This window comes from Ruegeria sp. C10 (assembly GCF_056537805.1).
Genome location: NZ_JBQFSC010000006.1, coordinates 22,334 through 45,758, shown reverse-complemented (window position 1 = coordinate 45,758; position 23,425 = coordinate 22,334). Strand labels below are relative to the sequence as shown.

Genomic DNA, 23,425 nt, shown 5'->3' with positions numbered 1-23,425 from the left:
GCGTGTCTCGGCTGGTTGGATTTTCGCCCAGACTATCTGTCTGCGGCGCACTCGCAACCCCCCTCAGACGGATAGATCTTGCTGGTCCCAGACGGCGGTCAGCGATCGCTCACCCACCCGGATTAGGCGGCTCAGAGTCGCCCCTGTCGCCACCGCATCGCCAGCGTCGACAGTACAAGCTACATCGCCTGCCACACGTGCCAGTGCTGTCATGCCGATTTGCTCGGATATGGCCACGAGAGATTTTGCGCATTTGCGCAGCCCGGCCCAATCGCGTTGCCGCCAAAACCGTTCACAATTCGACAGCCGCAACGCCAGTTCTTCAACCGTGCGGCACAGCACGTCCATCGCGTTGGTGTCGCCAAGCTGATTGTACAGGCTGCTCAGGCGGTCCGGGTCCAGACGCACGGGTTCTTTCTGTTCCAGTGTGATAATCTTGTCCACCACATTCACCCCAATTGAAATGCCCCCACGGCACTGTCAGAGATTGGCGGCAAATACTTTGCAAAACCTTGCACCGGTTCAAAAGAATGGGTCGAATTTTCTGAGAATTCAGGCTTCCACGCGGTTCTGTGGGCAAAACCGGGCGAGAGTCCGGTCACACCTCTTGCGTTGACGCTCACTTGCTGCCAGTACCATAGAAACCGGACAGAGAAGGACAGGATCATGCCGATTACCACTGACGAGCTGGCCGCTGCCCGTACCGCCTGGGGCGATGGGTTGATTGCGATCTCCAAAGCTTTTGAAGACGGTGGGATCGATGCGGCCCGTTCCGTTGCCGAGGGTGTTCTGGATGCGGCATACGGCTATAATCTGGGTCCGGTCCTGTTCAAACCAACTATGGCGTCCGGAGATCAAACCTTTCGCCCGACTCGCCACGGTGCACTGGCCTATTTTGTCGGTCACGATGCCGAATTTCCGCTTGATGGCGGTTTCGGAATCAAGGGTTGGCGCGAAATGGCAAGTGAGACATCGGCCAGCTTCGTCGAAGGCGATGTCGCCATGTGGATGGGCAAGGTCATTCTGACGGATAGCCAAGGTAACATCACGCAAGTCGACAAAAGCTTCGGCTACAAAAAAGACGCTGACGGAGTGCTTCGCATCGTGCTGCACCATTCGTCGCTGCCTTACCAGCCACCGGCCTGATCCTGCGGGTCATACGATCGGGCCTCTGAAATTACGTCGATTTTTTGATATGTTTCCGATGATGTTTTCAGAATCGGATCGAACTCATGAAATTGATCAAACGTATTCTCGTCACCCTACTGGTGATCATTCTGGCGCTTGTCGGAGTGTCTTATCTGCTCCCCGGAAAAGCCGAAGTGTCCCGCAGCATCACAATCGACGCACCAGCCTCGGCGATCTTTCCCTATGTGAATTCGATGCAGGAGACCGAGAAATGGTCCCCCTGGCTGTCCCGAGACCCCGAAACCAAGCTGAGCTATAGTGGCCCGGAAGCGGGCGTCGGAAACACGCTGAACTGGGCCTCGGACAACCCGCAGGTGGGAATCGGCTCGCAGGAAATCACCGAGAGCACCACGGATCAGTCTGTGCAAACTGCACTGGATTTTGGCCCGATGGGGACAGCCACCGCCTCGTTCCATTTGCGGCCAGAAGGATCAGGCACACAGGTTACCTGGGGATTCGTATCCGACCTTGGTATGAACCCCATGTCCCGCTGGATGGGCCTAATGATGGACAATTGGGTCGGCGGAGATTACGAGCGCGGGTTGGAGAATTTGAAGACGCTGGTTGAGGGACAGGGGTGAAGGATCAGGCAGGAGGCATCTCTCTGATGACTGCTTTGAGGCCATACCAGAAACGATTGATGAACTGTACGTGCGCTCATAGCAGTCCATTTGCCGCGCAGGAGTTTGAGTTCAAGCCATCGTGCAGCGCAAATAGCCGCCGCTGATGCGGTGTTCAACTCGGTTCAGGCCCATACAGAACGGGGCGTGGATCGTTTGGTCCTTCGCTTCAACGCCATTTGTAGTGCCTACCATTTTGACGACAGCTTAATCGGGGCGACCACCGACAACCCGTCTGTTATTGAATATCAAATCGTGAAGACCGTAGGTTCGAATGTGCAAGTTGGTTTCTCGAAAGCCACAGATTCGATTTTGATGCTCTGAACATTTGGAAAGGTGTGTTTATGAGGCGAACGGTATTGATGTTAGCTGTTTTGGCATTAGCGGGATGCGCTTCAACCACCACTCCTCCATCAGCACCTATTCCAAACCCCGGTCGCGCGAGCGTGCCCGTCAGTTCACAACAGGCACAAATAAGGTTCCGTCAGGTCGCCTCACGAATAGAACCTGTGGCAGAACGAGAATGCCGCCGCCGCACTAAGAATGTGAATTGTGATTTTTTGATCCGCATTGATCCAGACAAAAAAGCACCCTCAAACGCGTATCAGAGTTTAAGCAAGTCGGGGCGCCCCGTTATCACAATGACTCAAGCGCTGATACGGAATGTAAACAACACTGATGAACTTGCATTTGTTATGGCGCATGAGGCCGCTCACCACATTCAAGGGCATTTGGCGCGACAGGCCCAAAATGCGGCGGCTGGTGCGGTGCTTTTGGCCGGTCTAGCAACAATTGCGGGGTCAGGGCCGAATGACATTGCCGCAGCACAAGACATTGGAGCCTTTGTTGGCGGCCGCAGCTATTCAAAGAACTTTGAATTGGAAGCTGATCGACTAGGCACTGTAATAGCCTACAAAGCGGGTTATGATCCACTCAAGGGTGCGCTGTACTTCGCACGAGTTCCTGATCCTGGTGATCGCTTTCTGGGGACGCATCCCCCAAACTCTCAAAGATACCATGCGGTAAAAGCGACAATGTCCCAGATCGGTGGCTGACCAACTGGTGCTGGATAGGCAATGGCAACGCATGCACAGGGCGGCTTTGCCCCGCAATATTGCCATCTCTGCCCGTCCACAAAATAATAAACCCCACTGGCGGTGCAGCGGGGTTTAATAGAGTCATAACCAACTGGCGAAGGTTACCCCTTCTTCAGAACTTCACGGCCCAGCAATTCTGCAATTTGAACAGCGTTCAAAGCCGCGCCTTTGCGCAGGTTGTCCGAAACGCACCACAGGTTGATGCCATTCTCAACCGTCGAATCCTGACGGATGCGGCTGATGAACGTGGCGAAATCGCCCGCGCATTCGATGGGCGAGACGTAACCACCGGCTTCACGCTTGTCGATTACCATGATGCCCGGTGCTTCGCGCAGGATGTCGCGGGCTTCGTCTTCGTCGAGGAACTCTTCGAACTCGATATTCACCGCCTCGGAGTGGCCAACGAATACCGGAACGCGAACGCAGGTTGCGGTGACCTTGATCGACGGATCGACGATCTTTTTGGTCTCGACAACCATCTTCCACTCTTCCTTGGTCGAGCCGTCTTCCATGAAGACGTCGATTTGAGGGATGACGTTGAAAGCGATCTGTTTCTGGAACTTCTTCGGCTCAACCTCGGTCGTGGGATTATAGATGGCCTTGGTCTGATCCCAAAGCTCATCCATGCCTTCCTTGCCGGCTCCCGACACCGATTGATAGGTCGAGACGACCACTCGCTTAATGCGTGCACGGTCATGCAGCGGCTTCAGCGCGACGACCATCTGCGCGGTCGAGCAGTTGGGATTGGCGATGATGTTTTTGTTTTTATAGCCGTGGATCGCCTCGGGGTTACATTCCGGCACGATCAGCGGAATCTCCGGGTCATAGCGATAGAGCGAGCTGTTATCGATCACCACGCAGCCAGCCGCTGCCGCCTTGGGGGCGTAAACCTTTGTGGCCTCGGAACCCACGGCAAACAGCGCCATGTCCCAACCAGTGAAATCGAATGTGTCCAGATCTTTGGTAGTGAGCGTCTTGTCGCCAAATGTCACCTCAGTACCCAGCGAACGACGGCTTGCCAGAGCAGCAAGTTCATCGACAGGGAACTGGCGTTCCGCCAGGATGTTCAGCATTTCGCGGCCCACGTTACCCGTGGCGCCGACGACTACGACGCGATAGCCCATTTCATGTCTCCAAAGTTAAGGACGCGCGTTCATAGCCGCGTTGCGGCAAAGAAAAAAGAGGGGTTTCGGCTTATTTCACCCCGTCACACCGATTTGACACAGTTCAGTACCGTTCAGGGTTGTTTCAGCAAGGATCGATAAACCTCGACAATCGCCTGCGCTTCGCCTTCGATTCGAAAATTCTGCTCGACATGGGCGCGCGCGGCTAGTCCCGCAGCGGCCAGCGCGGCGCGGTCCTGCACCATATCCTCCAGCGCGTCGGCCAGTGCAGGGGCATTGTCTTTCTCGACCAGTCTTCCGGTCTCACCATCCTTGATTTGCGCACTGAACGCGCCGACCCCGTGACTGGCTATGGCTGGAACGCCCGAGGCCATCGCTTCAAGCGGTGTAAGGCCGAAACCTTCGTGCCGTGCGGGCGCAACGAACAGATCGAGCGCGCGATAGGTCTCGACAATCTCATCCCAAGGACGCTCACCCAGAAAATGAACGCGGTCGCCCAGCCCGGCGTCCTGCAGCTTTTGCTCCTGCTCAGCCTGAAACGCCTCAAATTCGTTGGTGGTACGCCCGGTGAAGATCACATGCGCATCGGGGTGATTAGGCAGCACCTTCAGGGCGGCATCGACCAACAAGTCGACCCCTTTCTGAGGGCGGATACGGCCAAAACAGCCGACCAGCAGCCCGTCTGGCAGGCCAAGTTTTTGGCGCAGGGCGCTTTTGTCTTCGGCTGGGTGAAACAGCTTGGTGTTGACGCCATGCATGATGACAGTAGCGGGATGCTCCAGAAAGGAAGCGGCCTGAGGCGTCGTCGCGATCAACGCGTCCATTTTCGACATCAGCCGCTTGGTGAACCCGGAATGATCACGTTGCGCAGCTGAGGTGAATAGCAGTTTGTAGTTGCGTCGAAGCACCGAACGCAAGACCAGACCCATCAACATCTCGGTATTCCGGCGTGCATGCCAGACGCGTTTTCGATTGGACAGAAACAAAAGTTTCCAGAGTCTGATATGGGGCAAATCTGGCGGCAGGCCGGGACCGGTGGCACGGATGCCGATCATTTTCTGCTGGATTGGCAGCAGTCGGATCACCGTCGTTGTCACGCCCGACAGGGAATGCTTCAGATTGGGTGCAATCACCTCAATGTCCTGCACGGGCGGTCTCCGGTTTCAGTCCACGCTGTCCCGACTGAATAGATAGATCACGCAGCCAATGGCAAGGGTGACCGCGAAAAAGCCGAAGATCGCCGTATAAGGTGCTGAGGGGCTGATCCCGGCGCTGGCTGCATGGATGCGCCCGGTGGCAAATTGCGCCAGACCGACGCCGCCGACGCCAAAAAGGTTTAGCAGGGTGACGCCCCGCCCGACCAGATGCGGCGGCACGAAGGCCCGGCCATGGGCCATGATCACCGGAAAACTGGCGCCCAGAAAGCCGATCACTGCCAACAGCAGCACCGAGACCCAAACGCCGCTGTCGACCCACAGGCACAACAGGCCGAGCGTCGTGGCCCCCAACACGTTACCGCCCAGGATCACCCATTTCCGGGTGCCCAGCATACGGTCCAGCGGCCCATAGGCGAAGGTTCCCGCGATCATCGCGGCCCCCATGATCAACGTTGCCGTCCCGATCTGAGCGGTGCTGAGCCCGAACACGTCATTCAAATACGGCCCGGCCCAAAGCCCTCGGATCGCACCCGATGGCGCATAAGACACAAGCATGAGCGGCAGAATGGTCCACAGCGCAGGTTCTTTCAGCAGGTCCAGAAGTGATCCTTTTTGCTCGGTTTTTACCTTTTCAGGGTCATGCACCGTCAGCCAGATCCCCGCAGCCACCGCAGCAGAGATAATCGCCAGACCGGCCAGCGTAGCGCGCCAGCCCATCAGCTCGACCGCCAGCGCCGTGGGGTATGAGGCGACCAGATTGCCGACAGATCCCACGCCCAGCATCACGGCGGCGAGCGTGGCGAATTTGGCAGGTGGAAACTCTCGTGCAAAGATATAGTAGGATGCCATCAGAACCGGCGAGCATCCTACCCCGATCAACGCCATGGCGAGCGCCACATGGAACGGGGTCGTTGCGACCGCGAACAAGCCAGCCCCGCCAGCCCCGCCGATCAGCAGCAGCACCGCAGAACTGCGCCGAGGACCGACGCGGTCCAGTGCCCAGCCCACCGGGATCTGCATCGCCGCAAAGATTAGAAACCAAAGACCTGAAGCAAAGGCGAGGTCTTCGGGTGTTGCGCCGATATCGCGTCCCAGATCGGTGCTCAAAACTGCCAGAAAAGCGCGGAAAAACTGGCTGAGTACATAGGCCAGACACAAGATCACCAAACCTGCCTGCATTTCTTGACCTATTGTCTAGCTGCCTCGCCCCGATGCTTGGCACGCCGCGTTGATCGGCACAAGTGCCATGATTGAATCGATTGGGGCGGACATTCTTCACAATTGAGCTATCATCACGGAAGATTTTGGATTTCCCGAGTGTGTTATGACCCCCTCAGACTCTGTATTTTATGACTCCGTCCCCATTTCGGACAATTTCCTCAGCCTCAGTGACCCCGCGCAGTTCACACCTTTGCCAGAGACATGGGTTCTGGGCGTCGCCGATATCGTAGATTCGACCGGTGAAATCGCGCGGGGCCGGTACAAGACCGTCAACATGGTGGGGGCGGCCGTGATTTCAGGCATGATCAATGCGCTGGGTGGGCGCATATTTCCGTATGTCTTCGGTGGTGATGGTGCTGGATTCGCCGTATCGGGTGAGGATGCCGAGATCGCGCGGGATACGCTGGCAACACTGCAAAGCTGGGCCGAAACGGAATTCTCAATCACTCTGCGTGCAGCGCTGGTTTCGGTGGCCGACATCCGCGCCGCTGGACGTGATCTGCGTGTTGCTCGCTTTGCGCCGTCCACCGGCGTTGACTATGCGATGTTTACCGGCGGGGGACTGGCCTGGGCCGAGGCTCAGATGAAATCCGGGCAACTTGTTGTGCAACCAGCCGGACCTGACGCGCAGCCCGATCTGACCGGCCTATCTTGTCGTTGGTCCAACAGTCCAGCGAGGGTTGGTCAGATCGTTTCACTGGTTATTCAGCCTACATCAGAGTCTAATGAGGCTGAATTCGCCGCCCTGACTCAATCCATCCTGTCCGTCGCCGAAGGGCTAGAACGCGCCGGTCACCCGGTTCCCGCCAAAGGACCTCCGATGAGTTTCCCTCCGCCCGGCGTCGATATCGATGCCCATGTCTCACGCGCGGGTCGGAATCTTCTGATGCAGAAAACACGCTTGATGATCGGGAATATGTTGATCGGCTTGTTGTTCAAAACCGGGATGCGCCTGGGTCAATTCGAACCCAAGCATTACAAGGAGATGGTCAGTAGCAACGCTGATTTCCGAAAGTTTGATGACGGTCTGAAAATGACGCTGGATTGTGACTCGAGCACGTTGGAACAGCTCACTCAGATGCTGGACGACGCGCAAACAAAAGGCAAAATCAGATATGGCATGCACGCCCAGCAAGAGGCGATGATGACCTGCTTTGTTCCCTCGGCCATGCGCGACGACCATGTGCATTTTGTTGACGGGGCCTCGGGGGGATACGCGCAGGCTGCAGCGTCAATGAGGGCCTAAAGCCCTCGAGCGATTTCAGTGATCACGTCATAGGCCATCATCACGTCCTGTTCTTTGGTTTCAAACTGACCTGCCTGAAAGCGGATGACCATATCGCCATCCACGCGGGTCTGTGTCAGGTAGATCCGCCCATCATCATTGATTGCATTCACCAGCCGCAGGTTCAGATCATCCAGATCGTCGGCCCCATCCGGCTCGTATCGGAAGGTCCAAAGAGACCACATTGGAGGCGTCACGATCCGAAAATCCGGTTCTGCTGCTAGACGGTCATGCAGCGCGCGCGACCAATTGACGTGATTCCGCAGCCGTTCGCGCAGCCCCTCCAGCCCATAGGTGCGGATGACGAACCACAGTTTCAGCGCGCGGAACCGACGTCCCAATGGCACCGACCATTCCGAGTAATTGATGATCCCGTCCTTGCCGTGGGTTTTCAGATATTCCGGGCTGATCGCAAGCGTGCGGACCAGATCATCGGGGTTTTTCAGGAAATGCGCACAGCAATCGAATTGCACGCCCAGCCACTTATGGGGATTGAATACAATGCTGTCGGCCTGATCGATCCCCGGCCAGTAGTGACGATATTCGGGGCAGATCATCGCCGACCCCGCCCAGGCTGCATCGACATGGGAATAAAGGCCGTATTTCTGTGCGATCGCAAGGCAGCGATCCACTGGATCAGTTGCCCCGGTTCCGGTCCCTCCAACACAAAGGATCACGCCCGCCGGGTGGAAACCAGTCTCTAAATCTGATTGAATCGCTGCTTCAAGCGCATCGGGGTTCATTCCACGCCAATCACCTTGCACGGGGATGCGCACCAGATTGTCCTGTCCAATCCCCGCAACCCAGATGGCGCGGTCGATTGAGGTATGAACCTCGGAAGAGCAATAAATGCGCAGTGGCTTTTGACCGAACAGCCCCAGCGTGTTGCCCTGCCAGTTCATCGCCTTCTCGCGCATGGTCAGCACAGCCGCCAATGTCGCAGATGACGCCGAATCCTGAATAACCCCGGCAAACCCTTTGGGCAGGTCCAGCGCTTCGCGCAGCCAGTCCATCATTCGTGTTTCCATCTCGGTTGCGGCGGGCGAGGTCTGCCACAGCATACATTGCGGCGCGATGGCGCTGGCCAGGAACTCGGCCAGAACAGACGGGGCCGAGGCGTTCGAATTGAAGTAGGCGAAGAACCGAGGGTGTTGCCAATGGGTAATGCCGGGCATCACGATTTGTTCGAAATCATGAAAGATGTCCTCGATCGGCTCGCCCTGCTCAGGGGGATGCGCGGGCAGAGCGTTCAGGATATCGCCCGGCTCGGTCCAGGCGCGCACGGGCTTGTCGCCCACCGTCAGGTGATAGTCTTGCGTCCACTCGGCAACCTTCTTGCCCCAATCGGAGAATTCATTCCATTTCATCTTATCCGCCTCGGTAGCCTTTTTGTCAGTATCATATGCTAAACAAGTTAAGTAAAGCCCAGTAAACGAAACTCAACCACAACCAACGTTCTATTGCGAAATATTTGGAATTGCGCGAAAATTCCATATGTCAAGAAACTTACCACAGACGTCCCGATCATTGCCGATAGCGCTGTTGCGCGCTCGGGAAAGGGTGATGGGGCCTATTCGTGGTGTGCTAACGGATGCTGGCGTCACCGAGCAACAATGGCGCGTTCTGCGCGTTTTGCAGGAAGAAGGACCTCAGGAGCCTACTCAGATCGCCGAGCGCGCCTGCCTCTTGTTGCCCAGCCTGACGCGCATTCTGAAAAAGCTAGAAGACAGCAAGCTGATTATGAGGCGGCCGGATACCAAAGACCGCCGCCGACAGATTGTCGAAATCAGCGAGAACGGGTTGCAAATTATCGACGCAAATCTGGCGGAAATGTTGGAGCTGGCGGAACACACCCGCTCTTTGCTCGGGGCAGAGCAGCACGAGAAGTTGCTGGACCTTCTGGTAGAGCTTCACCAGCTGGAAGGCTGAGCGCAATGCTCAGAACAGGCTCTAACCAAGTTGTTTGCCGTCGTTCAGACCTCGTTTAAGGCCCCAAACTATAAGCATTGTGGGCGGAGAAGGTAATATTCGTTGCCCGTAGATGGTTCGCGTCGTAGCCTCATCCTTACCTTTAACAAACGGTTCAATGCAGATGGATGGGCCCAAACCGCCAGAACCGGCACCGCCTGCACATATTGCAAAGCAGGATTTAAGCGAGCGAGTGGGCGCGCGAGTACGCCGGGCGCGTCAAATGCGAGGCATCCCGCGCCGGATCCTGTCTGAGAACTCGGGCGTTTCCCCACGCTATTTGGCGCAGCTTGAGGCGGGTGAGGGCAACATCTCGATCGGCGTGTTGCACCGTGTCGCACAGGCACTGGATTACAAAGCCGAATGGTTGATTGGTGAAGATGATCCGTGGGATTCGGATGCTTTGCAGATAGTTGAGCTTTTCCGACAAGCCAGCGACGACGTCAAAGAAAGCGTCAGGCGTGCATTGCAACCTCACCCAGATGAGGATGCACGTGCGCATCGGGTTTGTCTGATTGGATTACGCGGAGCGGGTAAGTCAACTCTTGGCGCTATGCTGGCCGCTGCACAAAGACTGCCGTTTGTTGAGCTCACAGCCATGATTGAAGAGATGGCCGGCATGCCCATGTCTGAAGTGATGGCGTTCTACGGGCAAGACGGGTATCGCAATCTGGAAGCGCAGGCGCTGGATCGGGTGATTGCAGAGCATGATCGGGTCGTGCTGGCAGTCGCGGGCGGGATCGTATCAGAGCCTTCGACCTATGCTACCCTGCTTGGCCGGTTTCACACCATCTGGCTGCGCGCGTCACCGACCGAGCATATGGACCGCGTGCGCGCCCAAGGCGACGAACGCCCGATGGCCGGAAATCCCAAGGCGATGGAACAGCTCAAGAACATATTGGCCAGTCGCGAGGCTTTGTATGGGCGGGCAAATGCGCAGCTGGATACATCGGGCAGGGCGCCCCATGTTTCGCTGAACGAGCTGCGCCTACTGATTGAGGAACAAGGTTTCCTGATCGAAAAATTGGGTTCTATTTAGGATCTTTCAGCCAATCCTTTTCAAGTTCCACCCCGTCCAGTTCCGCAAATCGCCTTACCCGGTCCAATTCGGCCTGCAGGCGGCGGGTTCTTGCATCAGACCAACGCACCGACCTTTCTGGCCATACGGATCGGATTCGCAACAGTCCACGGTCTCGCTGGGCCTTCATGTCGATGCGCCCGATCAACCGGTGCCCTTCAAGCAACGGAAAGACATAATAGCCGTAGGTACGCTTGGGTTCGGGTACGAACACCTCGATCCGATAGTGGAATCCGAACAACCGCTCGGCCCGGTTCCGGTCACGCAACATAGGGTCAAAAGGGCTGAGAACTCTGATCCGGCCCGGCGCATCGGGCAGCTCTGTAGCGTGTTCACATAGACCGGGGCGGGCGAACACTTTTCGTTCCCGCCCGTCTGCGCATTCGACGCAGATCTCTTCGATTTCACCCTGTGTTAGAGCCTGTTGGCACCAGGATTTTGCCTCGGCAGCGCTTACCGTATCCCAGAACGCGGCAAGCTCTCCCGATGTGGCGAACCCCAGCCGGTCGAGTGCGGCGTTACACAACCAATCCACAGTTTCATTTGCGTCGCAGTGCAAATTGCCGGGGCAAAGTTGAGTTTCTATAACCCGCTCTGTCAGGTCATAGCGTTTCTGAAACCCATCGCGTCCAACCACGGTCAGCGCGCCGGATCGCCAGAGATATTCCAGCGCGGTCTTGGATGGATGCCAGTCCCACCAACCGCCAGATCCCTTTTTCTCGTCTTTTCCGACATCGGACGAGCCAACCGGACCATGGTCGCGGATATGCTGCAGGACGGTTTCGAACTTTTGCTCAAACCCGTCACGCCGCCAGTTCTTCCAGCGGGCTTTCAGCATCTCTGCATCCCGCAGGAACCGCAGATGCCAATGGCGATAGAATTCCATCGGGATCACCGCGGCGTCATGTGTCCAATGCTCAAACAGCGCGCGGTCGCGTTCATAGAGGTGTTTGAGGTGGAGCGCACGATAGCTTGGCTTGCGCGCATAAAGGATCATGTCATGCGCGCGGGCGACGGTGTTGATACTGTCGAGCTGGACAAATCCCAAACGATGGATCAGCTGCAACAGGTCTTCGCCTTTGGAGCCACCAGCGGGCTGCTCCAGAAGCGCATGCCGATCCATGAACAGCGCCCGCGCCGCGCGGTTGTCCAGACGTTGCAGCGCCATCTGGCGTTATCGCCGTTTCAGCGTGTCGCCATAGCTGATCTTGGGGGTCAGGGTAACGCGGGTTTCAACCTCGGATTCCGGATCGGCCAACTTCGCCGCAATGATCTCGGCCGCGGTGCGCCCAATCTCGGTCCGGCAGGCATCCATCGTGGCCAGCTTGCGCGGCAGCCCCTGCAGCAGCTCTACATTGTTGAATCCGGCTAAACCGATCTGACCGGGCACGTCGATCCCTTGATCCAGCAAATACAACAGCCCACCCGCACCGATCATATCGTTGGAATAATACAGAAAATCCAAATCAGGCGATCGTTCCAGCATCGCTTGTGTCATCTCGCGCCCCTTGGCCAGCGCCGAGCCACCCGAATAAAATTCACGGTCCTCGATCTCGATCCCGTGCTTGCCCAGCACTTCGGTGAAGCCTTCGAACCGTTTGCGTGCACGGTGATCCAGAGGCATCTTGGTGCCCATAAACCCGATATGCTCATAACCCGCCTTCAGGATTGCCTGCGCCATCTCGCGCCCGGCGCGGCGGTGTGAGATTCCCACCATCGCATCCACCGGCTTGCCATCGGTATCCATGATCTCGACCACTGGTATGCCGGCGGAATCCAGCATGGCGCGCGCGGCTTCGGTATGCTCCAGCCCGGCAATGATCACGCCTGAGGGCCGCCACGAGAGCATCTCGTACAGCACTTTTTCTTCTTTTTCTGGCAGATAGTCCGTGACGCCAACCACCGGCTGCAGTTCAGTATCTTCCAGCACCTGATTGATACCGGTTAGAACTTCGGGGAAGACCATATTTGACAATGACGGGATGATCACAGCGACCAGATTCACCCGGCTTGACGCCAATGCTCCCGCGATCTTGTTGGGCACATATCCCAGCTCTTTTGCGGCGGCTAAAACACGGGTACGGGTGGCATCCGACACATCCCCGCGATTACGTAGCACCCGGCTAACGGTCATTTCGGATACTCCGGACGCTTCCGAGACATCACGAAGGGTAAGCGGGCGTTTTGTTTCTGTTGTCACCGAGATACCTGCATTGTTTGTTTGGCCGATGGTAGCGTGAACAGGGCGAATTGTTCAACTGTTGTGCAAAGCCCATGACAATCTGAAAAAACCCCGCTAGAGAAAACGACGCGCGGCCCCGTGGCTCAACTGGATAGAGCAGCCCCCTCCTAAGGGGCAGGTTGCAGGTTCGAATCCTGCCGGGGTCGCCAAGCTTTTCTGAACGTACCCGATTAAATGCGTTACAGATCAAGCGTTCTAATTCTCTGCCTTTTGGGAGACGAAGGAATTATACCCTCGTCACTTCTTGCCGGGTGTGCCGTCGAATTTCTTTTTGATGTCGCTCCAACAGTCGATGTAATCGTCCTGCAGTGGTGCCTCATTGGCGGCGAACGCTGTGAGATGCTGCGGAAAGCGGGTTTCGAACATGAAGGACATGGTGTTTTCCAGCTTGTCTGGCCCTAGGTTTGAATTCGACGCCTTTTCAAAGGCTTCGCGATCCGGTCCATGGGGCAGCATCATGTTGTGCAGACTCATACCACCGGGAACAAAGCCCTGCGGTTTAGCATCATATTGGCCGTAAATATTGCCCATCAGTTCGGACATGATGTTCTTGTGGTACCAAGGCGGGCGGAAGGTATCTTCCATGACCATCCAGCGCTCGCGGAACAGAACAAAGTCGATATTTGCGGTGCCGGGCTGGCCTGAAGGTGCGGTTAGAACGGTGAAAATCGACGGATCCGGATGATCGAACAGGATGGCTCCGACCGGGCAATAGGTACGCAGGTCGTACTTAACGGGTGCATAGTTGCCGTGCCACGCCACTACATCCAGTGGGCTGTGACCGATCTTGGTCTGGTGAAACTGGCCGCACCATTTGACGGTCACGGTTGAGGGCACCTCGCGGTCCTCAAACGCCGCTACCGGGGCTTTGAAATCACGCGGATTGGCCATGCAGTTGGCACCGATCGGACCGCGGCCCGGCAGTTCGAATTTCTGGCCGTAGTTTTCGCACACGAACCCGCGCGCAGGGCCTTCCACAACTTCGACCCGGTAGACAAGACCGCGGGGGAGAATGGCAATTTCCTTGGGTTCGAGGTCGATGATCCCCAATTCGGTGTAGAATCGCAGAACGCCCTCTTGCGGCACCACCAGCAGCTCGGAGTCAGCCGAGAAGAAGTAATCATCCTGCATCGAAGTGTTCACCATATAGATATGGCTGGCCATCCCGACCTGAGTGTTCACATCCCCGGCAGTGGTCATGGTGTGCATGCCCGTGACCCAGGTTGTCTGTTCACCGGTATGGGGCACCGGATCCCAGCGGTACTGTCCCAAGCTGACAACGTCAGGATCGACATTTGGCGCTGATTTCCAATAGGGAACATCGATTTTTTCATAGCGATGTGAATGCTTTACTGACGGGCGGATACGATAGCACCAGGTGCGCTCGTTCTGGTGCGAGGGTGCCGTGAACGCAGTACCTGAAAGTTGCTCTCCATAGAGGCCGTAATTGCATTTCTGCGGGCTGTTCATACCCTGGGGCAGAGCATCAGGAAGCGCTTCAGTTTCGTAATCGTTGCCAAAGCCCGGCATGTACCCTTCGTGCGGCCCTTTCAAGGATGGGGCAACTGTCATGCGTTCATTCTTGGTCGGCTCATTCATTTTGCACGTTCCTTCCGGACAGATACGATCGAATTTAATCGGTGTGGTAATAGTTGACTTTGTAACTAACAAGCGTGACGGGAAGGTATCTTCAAAAAAGATGAGTTTGATTTGCAGGAAATTGCCATAGCCTTGCACCATGTCCTTCTTCGACTGGCAAAAGGTAGTGCAACAGAGATTGTTAATTCCGGTACCTGCGGGTCAATTTTCGGGGTCAAATAAAGAAATTGTCTCAGACAGGCCAAACCAGTCTAATTGTACATCGGTCAAGTGACCGGAAGTGCCAGGGGTTCAAATTTTATGGAAAATTTGGTGCCCAGGAGAGGACTCGAACCTCCACGTCCATACGGACACTAGCACCTGAAGCTAGCGCGTCTACCAATTCCGCCACCTGGGCAGGTGTCGTGGAGGGGCGTTTAAGCTGACTGGCAGGGGGCGTCAACCAGATTCGGGGGTGTTTTTGAAAGTTTTTTGGTGCGTGCCCCAACTTCTGGTTCACGCGACGGATTTTCAGAGAAGCGCGGCGTTATTGCGCCTTGTTCGACGGGCTCGTGGGCGCTAGATCAATTCAGACCAAGACAGCAGGAGCGCCATCATGTCGAAACTCGTCACGATTTACGGTGGATCGGGCTTTGTCGGCCGATATATCGCGCGGCGTATGGCTGCAGAAGGCTGGCGTGTCCGCGTCGCTGTGCGGCGGCCCAATGAAGCGATGTTCGTCAGACCCTATGGCGCGGTTGGTCAGGTCGAGCCTATCTTGTGCAATATCCGTGATGACGCCTCGGTCGCTGCAGCGATGCATGGTGTGGACGCCGTGGTGAATTGCGTCGGCGTATTGAATGAGCTGGGCAAGAATGCGTTCGACGCAGTGCAGGCCGAAGGTGCCGAACGGATCGCCCGGCTGGCGGCCGCTCAGGGTATTGACCGCATGGTCCATATCTCGGCCATTGGTGCGGACCCCGAATCCGACAGCGAATATGCGCGCACCAAAGCGCAGGGCGAGGCGGGCGTTTTGCAACACATGCCGGGTGCCGTCATTCTGCGCCCATCAGTCATTTTCGGCACCGAAGACCAGTTTTTCAACCGCTTCGCAGGAATGACACGGATGAGCCCGTTCCTGCCGCTTGTTGGGGCGGAAACGAAATTTCAACCTGTCTATGTCGATGATGTTGCGCAAGCGGCAGTTCAAGGCGTTCTGGGCAAAGCGTCTGCCGGTGTTTATGAACTGGGCGGGCCAGAGGTAAAGAGTTTCCGCGCCTTGATGCAGCAGATGCTCGACGTAATTCATCGCCGCCGGATCATCATCGGGATGCCTTTCTGGGCGGCGAAAATCATGGCGGGTGTGTTGGATATCGCGAAGTTCGTCAGTTTTCAGTTGTTTCCGAACAATATCCTGACCCGTGACCAACTTAAGAATCTGCGGCGCGATAATGTGGTGGCGGATGACGCTAAAGGTTTTTCGGACCTCGGGATCGAGCCCGCAACGTTGGAGTCGGTTCTGCCAGAATATCTGTGGAAATTCCGCCCCGCGGGTCAGTATGACGATATTCAGAACTCGGCCAAGAACCTGCGCATCTGATCAGCTATAGGCGATCATTAGCAGTATTGCTCCGAGGATGACCCGGTAGATCACATAGGGTGTGAAACTGACGCTGCGCAGAAGCCGCATCATCAGGTTAAGCGCGAGCAGAGCCGAAACAAAGGCGAAGGCTGCGGCAATCGCGCCGTCCTTGGCCAGCTGTGTGTCCGCCTCACGGACGACGTCGACCGAAAGCAGGACGCCCGAAGCGACAATCGTTGGGATCGACATCAGCATGGCAATCCGCGCACCATCTTCGCGTGTATAGCCAAGCTGACGAGCGCCTGTGATCGTAATCCCCGAGCGTGAAGTCCCCGGGATTAAGGCCAACATCTGCCACAGCCCCATGATCATTGCGTCCTTTAAGCCCCAGTCCGAACTACGTTTGGTTTGTACCCCCTTTTGATCCATCCAATACAGCACTAACCCGAAGCCAAGCATCGCCCATCCGATGACGGCGACTGAACGCAGAGCCTGCTCAAGCCCCGTCAGGTACACGATCCCGCCCGCAATGACTGTCGGAATCGTGGCGATGACCAAGCCCAGTGCCAACCGCGCCTGAGGCGTCTCAATTCGTCCTCGGATAATTTGGGGTATCCCGGCTAGGGCTTGTTTCACATCTGACCAGAAATAAAGAATAACCGCGCCAAGTGTTCCTACATGGACGGCGACATCGATTGCCAGGCCTTGATCATCCGCGCCAGTCAGGCGGGGCAGCAGGATCAGGTGCCCGGATGAAGATACAGGCAAGAATTCGGTGACGCCCTGAATGATCGCCACAAGAATCAAGTGAAAAAGGCTCATCTGCTCTGCCGGTACCGTGCTCGTTTTGTTGAGAACAATGGGTATAAGCGGGCAACGGGAAAGTGAAGTGTCCAGATAGGTCCGAATCGGAACTAAAAACACGACAAATTTCTCTGAAAAAACATCGAGCGATGCAGTTTTCTCAATATAGGTCAGTACAGTTGACTTTTCATCCAGAATGACTTCACTTAAAGAACCCTGACCAAGCCAATTCATGGAGTCTGACCCGTGGCCAAGCAACCGATGCTGAAATTTGTGCAGATCGATCGTGTCATGCCTGAAAAGCGTGCCGCCAGTGACCGCAAAGAGGACTTCGATGAAATCTATGCCGAGTACGCCGCGGAGAAGGCGGCCGAACAGGCCAGCCGATGCAGCCAGTGCGGAGTGCCCTATTGCCAGTCCCATTGTCCGCTGCACAACAATATCCCTGATTGGCTGAACCTGACGGCAACCGGGCGGTTGGAAGAGGCGTATCAAATAAGCCAGGCTACCAACACTTTCCCTGAAATCTGCGGCCGCATCTGCCCACAGGACCGTCTGTGCGAAGGCAATTGCGTGATCGAGCAATCGGGCCACGGTACGGTCACCATCGGCTCGATCGAGAAATACATTACCGATACAGCCTGGGATAAAGGCTGGGTTAAACCCGTTCAGCCCCGTGCCGAGCGCGACGAAAGCGTGGGTATCATTGGCGGTGGACCCGGTGGATTGGCAGCGGCGGATATGCTGCGCCGGGCGGGTATTCAGGTCACGGTCTATGATCGTTATGACCGTGCGGGGGGGCTGCTGATGTACGGCATTCCCGGTTTCAAGCTGGAAAAGGATATCGTCCAACGCCGAAATGACCTGCTGGCAGACGGTGGTGTTGCATTTGAGCTGAACTGCGATGTGGACGCCGCGAAATTCGCGGAAATCCACGCGAAACATGATGCGGTAATTATTGCAACGGGCGTCTACAAATCCCGTGATCTGTCCATGCCCGGCAGCGGTCTGGGTGGGATTGAAAAGGCGATCGATTTTCTGACAGCCTCGAATCGCAAAAGTTTTGGCGATGCGGTTGATGACTTCGACAATGGCCGCTTGAACGCGGAAGGTAAGAAAGTGGTCGTCATCGGCGGGGGTGATACCGCGATGGATTGCGTGCGCACGTCGATTCGTCAGGGTGCGACGTCGGTCAAATGCCTCTATCGCCGCGACCGCGCCAATATGCCGGGCTCGCAGCGCGAGACCCAGAATGCCGAGGAAGAAGGCGTGATCTTCGAATGGCTTAGCGCACCCAAAGGCTTTACCGGCGATGAGCAAGTAAACGGTGTCATGGTGCAGAAGATGCGTCTGGGACAGCCCGATGCCTCGGGCCGTCAGGCTCCCGAAGTGATTGAGGGCGCAGACTATGTCGAAGAGGCCGATCTGGTGATCAAGGCGCTTGGCTTCGAACCCGAAGACCTGCCCACCTTATTCGGCCAACCTGATCTGCCTGTGACCCGCTGGGGTACAATCAAAGCTGCGTTCCAGACCGGTGCAACCGAGATGGAGGGCGTTTATGCCATCGGCGACATCGTGCGCGGTGCTTCGCTGGTGGTCTGGGCGATCCGTGACGGGCGCGATTGCGCAGATGCCATAATTGAGCGTTTTAACGCCAAATCCGCCATCGCAGCCGAGTGAAACAAAACGCAAAAGCAATTCGAAAAATCCCAGCGGGTATGCGTTCGAAAGCGAACGCCGACAGATGAACAAAAGCCTGTGTGCCCCCTTGGGAAGAAGGAGACAGCCAATGACCAAATATGATGCCGATTGGGTGCGGGCCGAAGAAGCCAAGCGCAAATGGATGGCAGAAAACGGTCTCTATTCAGAGGAAGAAGAACATTCCTCGTGCGGTGTGGGCCTTGTTGTGTCCGTCGATGGTAAGCCGTCACGCAAGGTGGTGGATGCCGGGATCGATGCGCTAAAGGCAATCTGGCATCGCGGCGCGGTGGATGCGGACGGTAAAACCGGGGATGGCGCAGGTATCCATGTGCAGATCCCGGTCCCATTCTTCTATGATCAGATTCGTCGCACGGGTCATGAACCAAACTTGGATGAACTGGTTGCTGTCGGTCAGGTTTTCCTGCCCCGCACGGATTTTGGCGCGCAGGAACAGTGCCGGACCATAGTGGAAACCGAAGTTCTGCGCATGGGTTACTATATTTATGGCTGGCGACATGTGCCGGTTGATGTGACCTGTCTGGGCGAAAAGGCCAACGCGACCCGGCCCGAGATCGAGCAAATCCTGATCTCGAACTCCAAAGGCGTGGATGAAGAGACATTCGAGCGTGAGCTCTATGTCATTCGTCGCCGTATTGAAAAAGCGGCGCTGGCCGCAGGAATCTCGGGGCTGTATCTGGCATCGCTGTCTTGCCGGTCGATCATCTACAAAGGCATGATGCTGGCCGAGCAGGTCGCTGTTTTCTACCCCGACCTGATGGATGAGCGGTTCGAGTCTGCTTTTGCCATTTACCACCAGCGCTATTCGACCAACACGTTCCCGCAATGGTGGCTGGCTCAGCCCTTCCGTATGTTGGCCCACAACGGTGAGATCAACACGCTGAAAGGCAACATCAACTGGATGAAAAGCCACGAGATCCGCATGACCTCGGACAGCTTTGGCGTCTATGCCGAGGATATCAAACCGATCATAGCGGGCGGATCGTCGGATTCCGCCGCATTAGACTCGGTATTCGAGGTCTTGGTGCGTGCGGGGCGCTCGGCGCCGATGGCGAAAACCATGCTGGTTCCGGAAAGCTGGTCCAAGCAAGCTATCGAGCTGCCGCAAAGCTGGCGCGACATGTATTCCTACTGCAACTCAGTGATGGAACCTTGGGATGGCCCTGCTGCGCTGGCAATGACGGATGGCCGCTGGGTGTGTGCCGGTTTGGATCGGAACGGTCTGCGCCCGATGCGCTATGTGGTAACCGGCGATGGTCTGGTCATCGCGGGGTCCGAGGCGGGTATGGTGCCGATTGATGAGGCCACCGTGACCGAAAAAGGCGCGCTGGGACCGGGCCAGATGCTGGCTGTCGATATGAAAAAGGGCAAGCTGTTCCGCGACAAGCAGATCAAGGACAAACTGGCCCGAGCACTGCCGTTTGGCGACTGGGTCGGCAAGATAAACGATCTGGACGAGTCACTTGCGGGCGTTACGGAACACCCGAAATTCACCGGAGAAGAACTGCGCAAGCGTCAGATCGCGGCCGGGTATTCTGTAGAAGACCTAGAACAGATTCTTGCCCCGATGGCAGAGGACGGCAAAGAGGCGCTGGCTTCGATGGGCGATGATACGCCCTCGGCTGTTCTGTCCAAGCAATACCGCCCGCTTAGCCACTTTTTCCGGCAGAACTTCAGCCAGGTGACGAACCCTCCGATCGACAGTTTGCGTGAATACCGTGTGATGTCGCTGAAGACGCGGTTCGGCAACCTTAAGAACGTGCTGGACGAAGACAGCAGCCAAACCGAGATCATCGTTCTGGAAAGCCCCTTTGTCGGCAATGCACAATGGGACACCCTGGTCAATCAACTGGGTTCACCCCTTGCGGAGATCGATTGTAGCTTTGAACCCGGCCGAGGCGCTCTGAGCGCAGCCTTGGCACGTGTTAGAGCCGAAGCAGAAGAAGCCGTGCGCTCGGGCGCGGGTCACTTGGTTCTGTCTGACATGAATTCAGAGCAAGGTCGTGTGGCGATGCCGATGATCCTGGCCACCAGTGCTGTGCATTCGCATTTGACCCGTCAGGGTTTGCGGACCTTTTGTTCGCTGAACGTGCGGTCTGCTGAATGTGTTGATCCTCACTACTTTGCGGTTCTGATCGGCTGTGGCGCGACTGTTGTGAACGCCTATCTGGCCGAAGATTCACTGGCTGATCGCATTGACCGCGGTCTGCTGGACGGCACCCTGACCGAAAACGTTGCGCGCTATCGCGAAGCCATCGACCAGGGTCTGCTGAAGATCATGGCCAAGATGGGTATTTCGGTGATCTCGTCCTATCGCGGTGGTCTGAATTTCGAAGCCGTGGGTCTCAGTCGCGCGATGGTGGCCGAGTATTTCCCCGGTATGACCAGTCGTATCTCCGGCATCGGTGTCACCGGCATTCAGACCAAAGTCGAAGAAATTCATGCTAAGGCGTGGGACAGCGGTCTGGATGTTCTGCCCATCGGAGGTTTCTACAAAGCGCGTAAATCGGGTGAGACCCACGCGTGGGAAGCAACCTCAATGCACATGATGCAAATGGCCTGTAACCGCGCCTCATATGAGCTGTGGAAACAGTATTCGGCCAAGATGCAGTCCAATCCTCCGATTCACTTGCGCGATCTGATGGATTTCAAGCCGCTGGGCAAGCCGGTGCCGATCGAAGAGGTCGAATCGATCACTTCAATCCGCAAACGCTTTGTCACTCCAGGCATGTCGCTGGGCGCCCTCAGCCCCGAGGCGCACAAGACACTGAACGTGGCGATGAACCGGATTGGCGCGAAGTCGGATTCCGGCGAAGGTGGTGAAGACCCGGCGCATTTTGTGCCTGAACCCAACGGTGACAACCCGTCGGCCAAGATCAAACAGGTGGCCTCGGGCCGGTTCGGCGTGACCGCCGAATACCTGAACCAGTGCGAAGAGCTTGAGATTAAGGTCGCCCAAGGCGCGAAACCGGGTGAGGGCGGTCAGCTGCCGGGTATGAAAGTCACAGACCTGATCGCGCGTCTGCGGCATTCTACCAAGGGCGTGACCTTGATCTCACCGCCGCCGCACCACGACATCTACTCGATCGAGGATTTGGCGCAGTTGATCTACGACCTGAAACAGATCAACCCGCGCTGTAAGGTGACGGTAAAGCTGGTGGCGTCTTCGGGCGTTGGAACGATTGCCGCCGGTGTGGCCAAGGCGAAAGCGGATATTATCCTGATTTCGGGTCACAATGGCGGAACGGGCGCGTCGCCCGCAACCAGTATCAAATACGCTGGACTGCCGTGGGAGATGGGCCTGACCGAGGCGCATCAGGTTCTGGCGATGAACAACCTTCGCGACCGCGTTACTCTACGGACCGATGGTGGCCTGCGCACTGGTCGCGACATCGTCATGGCCGCGATGATGGGCGCTGAGGAATACGGCATCGGTACCGCCGCCCTGATCGCAATGGGCTGTATCATGGTGCGTCAGTGCCAGTCGAACACCTGTCCGGTGGGCGTGTGTACGCAGGACGAATCGTTGCGTGCCAAGTTTACTGGTAACGCGGACAAGGTGGTGAACCTGATCACCTTCTACGCACAGGAAGTGCGAGAACTGCTGGCTAGCCTCGGCGCACGCTCGATTGACGAAATCATCGGTCGTGCTGATCTGCTAGCACAGGTCAGCCGCGGATCGGCGCATCTGGATGATCTGGACCTCAACCCGCTGTTGATCACCGTCGATGGCGCACATGATATCGTCTACAACCGCGACAAGGATCGTAATGCAGTGCCGGATACGCTGGATGCCGAGATTGTGCGCGATGCGGCGCGCTTCCTGAAAGACGGTGAGAAGATGCAACTATCTTACGCGGTGCAGAACACGCATCGGACCGTGGGTACACGTGTCTCAAGCCACATCGTCCAGAATTTCGGCATGCGGAACACGTTCCAGGACGATCACTTGCATGTGAAGCTGCAGGGTTCGGCGGGCCAGTCACTGGGGGCTTTTGCCGCTCCGGGTCTCAAGCTGGAGGTCTCGGGTGATGCCAACGACTATGTCGGCAAGGGGCTTTCGGGCGGCATGATCGTCGTACGTCCGCCGCAGGTGAGCCCGCTCAAGGCGGAATATAACACCATCATTGGCAACACCGTCCTATACGGTGCCACCGATGGCCACCTATTTGCGGCAGGCCGCGCAGGTGAGCGGTTCGCGGTGCGAAATTCAGGTGCCAGAGTGGTGATCGAAGGCTGCGGCTCGAACGGATGTGAATACATGACCGGCGGCGTTGCGGTTATTCTCGGCGATATCGGTGCCAACTTTGGTGCGGGGATGACGGGTGGTATGGCTTATCTGTACGACCCCGAAGGCAAAGCTGAGGCGCTGATGAATATGGAGACGCTTGTCACCTGTCCGGTGACAGTGGACCATTGGGAAGATCAGCTGAAAGCAATGATCGAGCGCCATGTCGCGGAGACCAACAGCCGCAAAGCCATTGATATCTTACAGCATTGGGATGTGGAAAAGACCAACTTCCTGCAGGTTTGCCCAAAAGAGATGTTGAACAAGCTCAGTCATCCTCTGACCACCGAAGTGGCGGCGGTTCCTGCAGAATAGGTCTTGAGAGATCTAAATCTTTGGCCCGGCGTGTCGTTCCCAACACGCCGGGTATTCTTTTGTCTGGCCATATTGTTTCCAATTCTTGTGTAATGCCGTGCTTAACGCCTAGCTTTAGTCATAGTTTATTCGGGAAATGCAGGCATGCTGCTATCCCAA

General features: G+C 56.6%; 19 protein-coding genes and 2 tRNA genes. 11 read left to right on the top strand and 10 right to left on the bottom strand.

The features are described 5' to 3' along the window. Window positions 1-63: 63 nt before the first annotated feature. Window positions 64-453 carry a hypothetical protein gene (locus ACR0DE_RS19730; protein ID WP_170399254.1) on the bottom strand — a complete coding sequence of 130 codons (390 nt, stop codon included), beginning with the start codon at window positions 451-453 and terminating at the stop codon, window positions 64-66. A 213-nt stretch (window positions 454-666) separates the two neighbouring features. Between ACR0DE_RS19730 and ACR0DE_RS19725 the strand changes: the two genes are divergently transcribed. The 4 genes from ACR0DE_RS19725 to ACR0DE_RS19710 all read left to right on the top strand — a co-directional run bounded on the left by ACR0DE_RS19725 (window position 667) and on the right by ACR0DE_RS19710 (window position 2,863). Beyond that, the gene (locus tag ACR0DE_RS19725; RefSeq protein WP_170399250.1) at window positions 667-1,146 is read left to right on the top strand and encodes a phosphoribosyl-AMP cyclohydrolase; all 480 of its coding nucleotides are present in this window, start codon (window positions 667-669) and stop codon (window positions 1,144-1,146) included. Between the two features lie 86 nt (window positions 1,147-1,232). Next, window positions 1,233-1,769: an SRPBCC family protein gene (locus tag ACR0DE_RS19720; RefSeq protein WP_170819244.1), complete on the top strand. Its 537-nt coding sequence runs from the start codon at window positions 1,233-1,235 to the stop codon at window positions 1,767-1,769. A 105-nt stretch (window positions 1,770-1,874) separates the two neighbouring features. Next, window positions 1,875-2,132, top strand: coding sequence for a hypothetical protein (locus ACR0DE_RS19715; protein ID WP_480754937.1), 258 nt, complete (start codon window positions 1,875-1,877; stop codon window positions 2,130-2,132). Window positions 2,133-2,170: 38 nt separating this feature from the next. Then, window positions 2,171-2,863, top strand: coding sequence for a M48 family metalloprotease (locus tag ACR0DE_RS19710; protein ID WP_480754934.1), 693 nt, complete (start codon window positions 2,171-2,173; stop codon window positions 2,861-2,863). A gap of 143 nt (window positions 2,864-3,006) precedes the next feature. Here ACR0DE_RS19710 and ACR0DE_RS19705 read toward each other — a convergent pair whose 3' ends face one another. The 3 genes from ACR0DE_RS19705 to ACR0DE_RS19695 form a co-directional block, all read right to left on the bottom strand. Next, the gene (locus ACR0DE_RS19705; protein ID WP_480754932.1) at window positions 3,007-4,029 is read right to left on the bottom strand and encodes an aspartate-semialdehyde dehydrogenase; all 1,023 of its coding nucleotides are present in this window, start codon (window positions 4,027-4,029) and stop codon (window positions 3,007-3,009) included. Between the two features lie 113 nt (window positions 4,030-4,142). Beyond that, complete coding sequence (locus ACR0DE_RS19700) at window positions 4,143-5,177, bottom strand: glycosyltransferase family 4 protein (protein ID WP_480754930.1); 1,035 nt, start codon at window positions 5,175-5,177, stop codon at window positions 4,143-4,145. A gap of 15 nt (window positions 5,178-5,192) precedes the next feature. Then, window positions 5,193-6,365 carry an MFS transporter gene (locus tag ACR0DE_RS19695; protein WP_480754928.1) on the bottom strand — a complete coding sequence of 391 codons (1,173 nt, stop codon included), beginning with the start codon at window positions 6,363-6,365 and terminating at the stop codon, window positions 5,193-5,195. A gap of 145 nt (window positions 6,366-6,510) precedes the next feature. On the opposite strand from ACR0DE_RS19695, the gene ACR0DE_RS19690 reads away from it, so the two are divergent. After that, a complete protein-coding gene (locus tag ACR0DE_RS19690; RefSeq protein WP_480754926.1) occupies window positions 6,511-7,653 on the top strand; it encodes a DUF3095 domain-containing protein in 1,143 nt (380 codons plus the stop codon). On the opposite strand, the gene ACR0DE_RS19685 is transcribed toward ACR0DE_RS19690, so the two are convergent. Continuing rightward, the gene (locus ACR0DE_RS19685) at window positions 7,650-9,059 is read right to left on the bottom strand and encodes a pyridoxal phosphate-dependent decarboxylase family protein (RefSeq protein ID WP_480754924.1); all 1,410 of its coding nucleotides are present in this window, start codon (window positions 9,057-9,059) and stop codon (window positions 7,650-7,652) included. The two genes, ACR0DE_RS19690 and ACR0DE_RS19685, sit on opposite strands and share 4 nt — an antisense overlap. 127 nt (window positions 9,060-9,186) lie before the next feature. Here ACR0DE_RS19685 and hpaR point away from each other — a divergent pair, with 127 nt between their 5' ends. Together hpaR and ACR0DE_RS19675 are read left to right on the top strand one after the other, a co-directional pair. After that, window positions 9,187-9,621 carry a homoprotocatechuate degradation operon regulator HpaR gene (gene hpaR, locus ACR0DE_RS19680; RefSeq protein ID WP_170426263.1) on the top strand — a complete coding sequence of 145 codons (435 nt, stop codon included), beginning with the start codon at window positions 9,187-9,189 and terminating at the stop codon, window positions 9,619-9,621. 112 nt (window positions 9,622-9,733) lie between these two features. After that, window positions 9,734-10,699, top strand: coding sequence for a helix-turn-helix transcriptional regulator (locus ACR0DE_RS19675; protein ID WP_480439470.1), 966 nt, complete (start codon window positions 9,734-9,736; stop codon window positions 10,697-10,699). On the opposite strand, the gene ACR0DE_RS19670 is transcribed toward ACR0DE_RS19675, so the two are convergent. Next, complete coding sequence (locus ACR0DE_RS19670; RefSeq protein WP_480754921.1) at window positions 10,692-11,906, bottom strand: winged helix-turn-helix domain-containing protein; 1,215 nt, start codon at window positions 11,904-11,906, stop codon at window positions 10,692-10,694. The genes ACR0DE_RS19675 and ACR0DE_RS19670 overlap by 8 nt on opposite strands. Window positions 11,907-11,912: 6 nt before the next feature. Beyond that, window positions 11,913-12,938, bottom strand: a complete 1,026-nt coding sequence (locus tag ACR0DE_RS19665; RefSeq protein ID WP_223117273.1) for a LacI family DNA-binding transcriptional regulator — start codon at window positions 12,936-12,938, stop codon at window positions 11,913-11,915. Between the two features lie 114 nt (window positions 12,939-13,052). On the opposite strand from ACR0DE_RS19665, the gene ACR0DE_RS19660 reads away from it, so the two are divergent. Then, window positions 13,053-13,129, top strand: a tRNA-Arg gene (locus tag ACR0DE_RS19660). An 88-nt stretch (window positions 13,130-13,217) separates the two neighbouring features. Here ACR0DE_RS19660 and hmgA read toward each other — a convergent pair. Together hmgA and ACR0DE_RS19650 are read right to left on the bottom strand one after the other, a co-directional pair. After that, a complete protein-coding gene (hmgA, locus tag ACR0DE_RS19655; RefSeq protein ID WP_480754920.1) occupies window positions 13,218-14,579 on the bottom strand; it encodes a homogentisate 1,2-dioxygenase in 1,362 nt (453 codons plus the stop codon). Between the two features lie 310 nt (window positions 14,580-14,889). Next, window positions 14,890-14,976 (bottom strand) — tRNA-Leu (locus tag ACR0DE_RS19650). Between the two features lie 198 nt (window positions 14,977-15,174). On the opposite strand from ACR0DE_RS19650, the gene ACR0DE_RS19645 reads away from it, so the two are divergent. Continuing rightward, window positions 15,175-16,158 (top strand): complex I NDUFA9 subunit family protein, encoded by a 984-nt coding sequence (locus tag ACR0DE_RS19645; RefSeq protein ID WP_170515229.1) that lies wholly within the window; start codon window positions 15,175-15,177, stop codon window positions 16,156-16,158. Here ACR0DE_RS19645 and ACR0DE_RS19640 read toward each other — a convergent pair whose 3' ends face one another. Beyond that, a complete protein-coding gene (locus tag ACR0DE_RS19640; protein WP_480707530.1) occupies window positions 16,159-16,962 on the bottom strand; it encodes an undecaprenyl-diphosphate phosphatase in 804 nt (267 codons plus the stop codon). It lies immediately after the preceding gene. A 228-nt stretch (window positions 16,963-17,190) separates the two neighbouring features. On the opposite strand from ACR0DE_RS19640, the gene ACR0DE_RS19635 reads away from it, so the two are divergent. Next, window positions 17,191-18,624, top strand: a complete 1,434-nt coding sequence (locus ACR0DE_RS19635; protein ID WP_480754917.1) for an NAD(P)-dependent oxidoreductase — start codon at window positions 17,191-17,193, stop codon at window positions 18,622-18,624. Window positions 18,625-18,733: 109 nt separating this feature from the next. Next, a complete protein-coding gene (gltB, locus tag ACR0DE_RS19630) occupies window positions 18,734-23,266 on the top strand; it encodes a glutamate synthase large subunit (protein WP_480754914.1) in 4,533 nt (1,510 codons plus the stop codon). The last annotated feature ends 159 nt before the right edge of the window (window positions 23,267-23,425 follow it).

Bases quoted from the DNA above. Each gene is read 5' to 3' on its own strand.
- ACR0DE_RS19725 (WP_170399250.1), top strand. From the start codon at position 667: ATGCCGATTACCACTGACGAGCTGGCCGCTGCCCGTACCGCCTGGGGC.
- ACR0DE_RS19720 (WP_170819244.1), top strand. From the start codon at position 1,233: ATGAAATTGATCAAACGTATTCTCGTCACCCTACTGGTGATCATTCTG.
- ACR0DE_RS19710 (WP_480754934.1), top strand. From the start codon at position 2,171: ATGTTAGCTGTTTTGGCATTAGCGGGATGCGCTTCAACCACCACTCCT.
- ACR0DE_RS19705 (WP_480754932.1), bottom strand. From the start codon at position 4,029: ATGGGCTATCGCGTCGTAGTCGTCGGCGCCACGGGTAACGTGGGCCGC.
- ACR0DE_RS19695 (WP_480754928.1), bottom strand. From the start codon at position 6,365: ATGCAGGCAGGTTTGGTGATCTTGTGTCTGGCCTATGTACTCAGCCAG.
- ACR0DE_RS19690 (WP_480754926.1), top strand. From the start codon at position 6,511: ATGACCCCCTCAGACTCTGTATTTTATGACTCCGTCCCCATTTCGGAC.
- ACR0DE_RS19685 (WP_480754924.1), bottom strand. From the start codon at position 9,059: ATGAAATGGAATGAATTCTCCGATTGGGGCAAGAAGGTTGCCGAGTGG.
- hpaR (WP_170426263.1), top strand. From the start codon at position 9,187: ATGTCAAGAAACTTACCACAGACGTCCCGATCATTGCCGATAGCGCTG.
- ACR0DE_RS19675 (WP_480439470.1), top strand. From the start codon at position 9,734: ATGGTTCGCGTCGTAGCCTCATCCTTACCTTTAACAAACGGTTCAATG.
- ACR0DE_RS19670 (WP_480754921.1), bottom strand. From the start codon at position 11,906: ATGGCGCTGCAACGTCTGGACAACCGCGCGGCGCGGGCGCTGTTCATG.
- hmgA (WP_480754920.1), bottom strand. From the start codon at position 14,579: ATGAATGAGCCGACCAAGAATGAACGCATGACAGTTGCCCCATCCTTG.
- ACR0DE_RS19645 (WP_170515229.1), top strand. From the start codon at position 15,175: ATGTCGAAACTCGTCACGATTTACGGTGGATCGGGCTTTGTCGGCCGA.
- ACR0DE_RS19640 (WP_480707530.1), bottom strand. From the start codon at position 16,962: ATGAGCCTTTTTCACTTGATTCTTGTGGCGATCATTCAGGGCGTCACC.
- gltB (WP_480754914.1), top strand. From the start codon at position 18,734: ATGACCAAATATGATGCCGATTGGGTGCGGGCCGAAGAAGCCAAGCGC.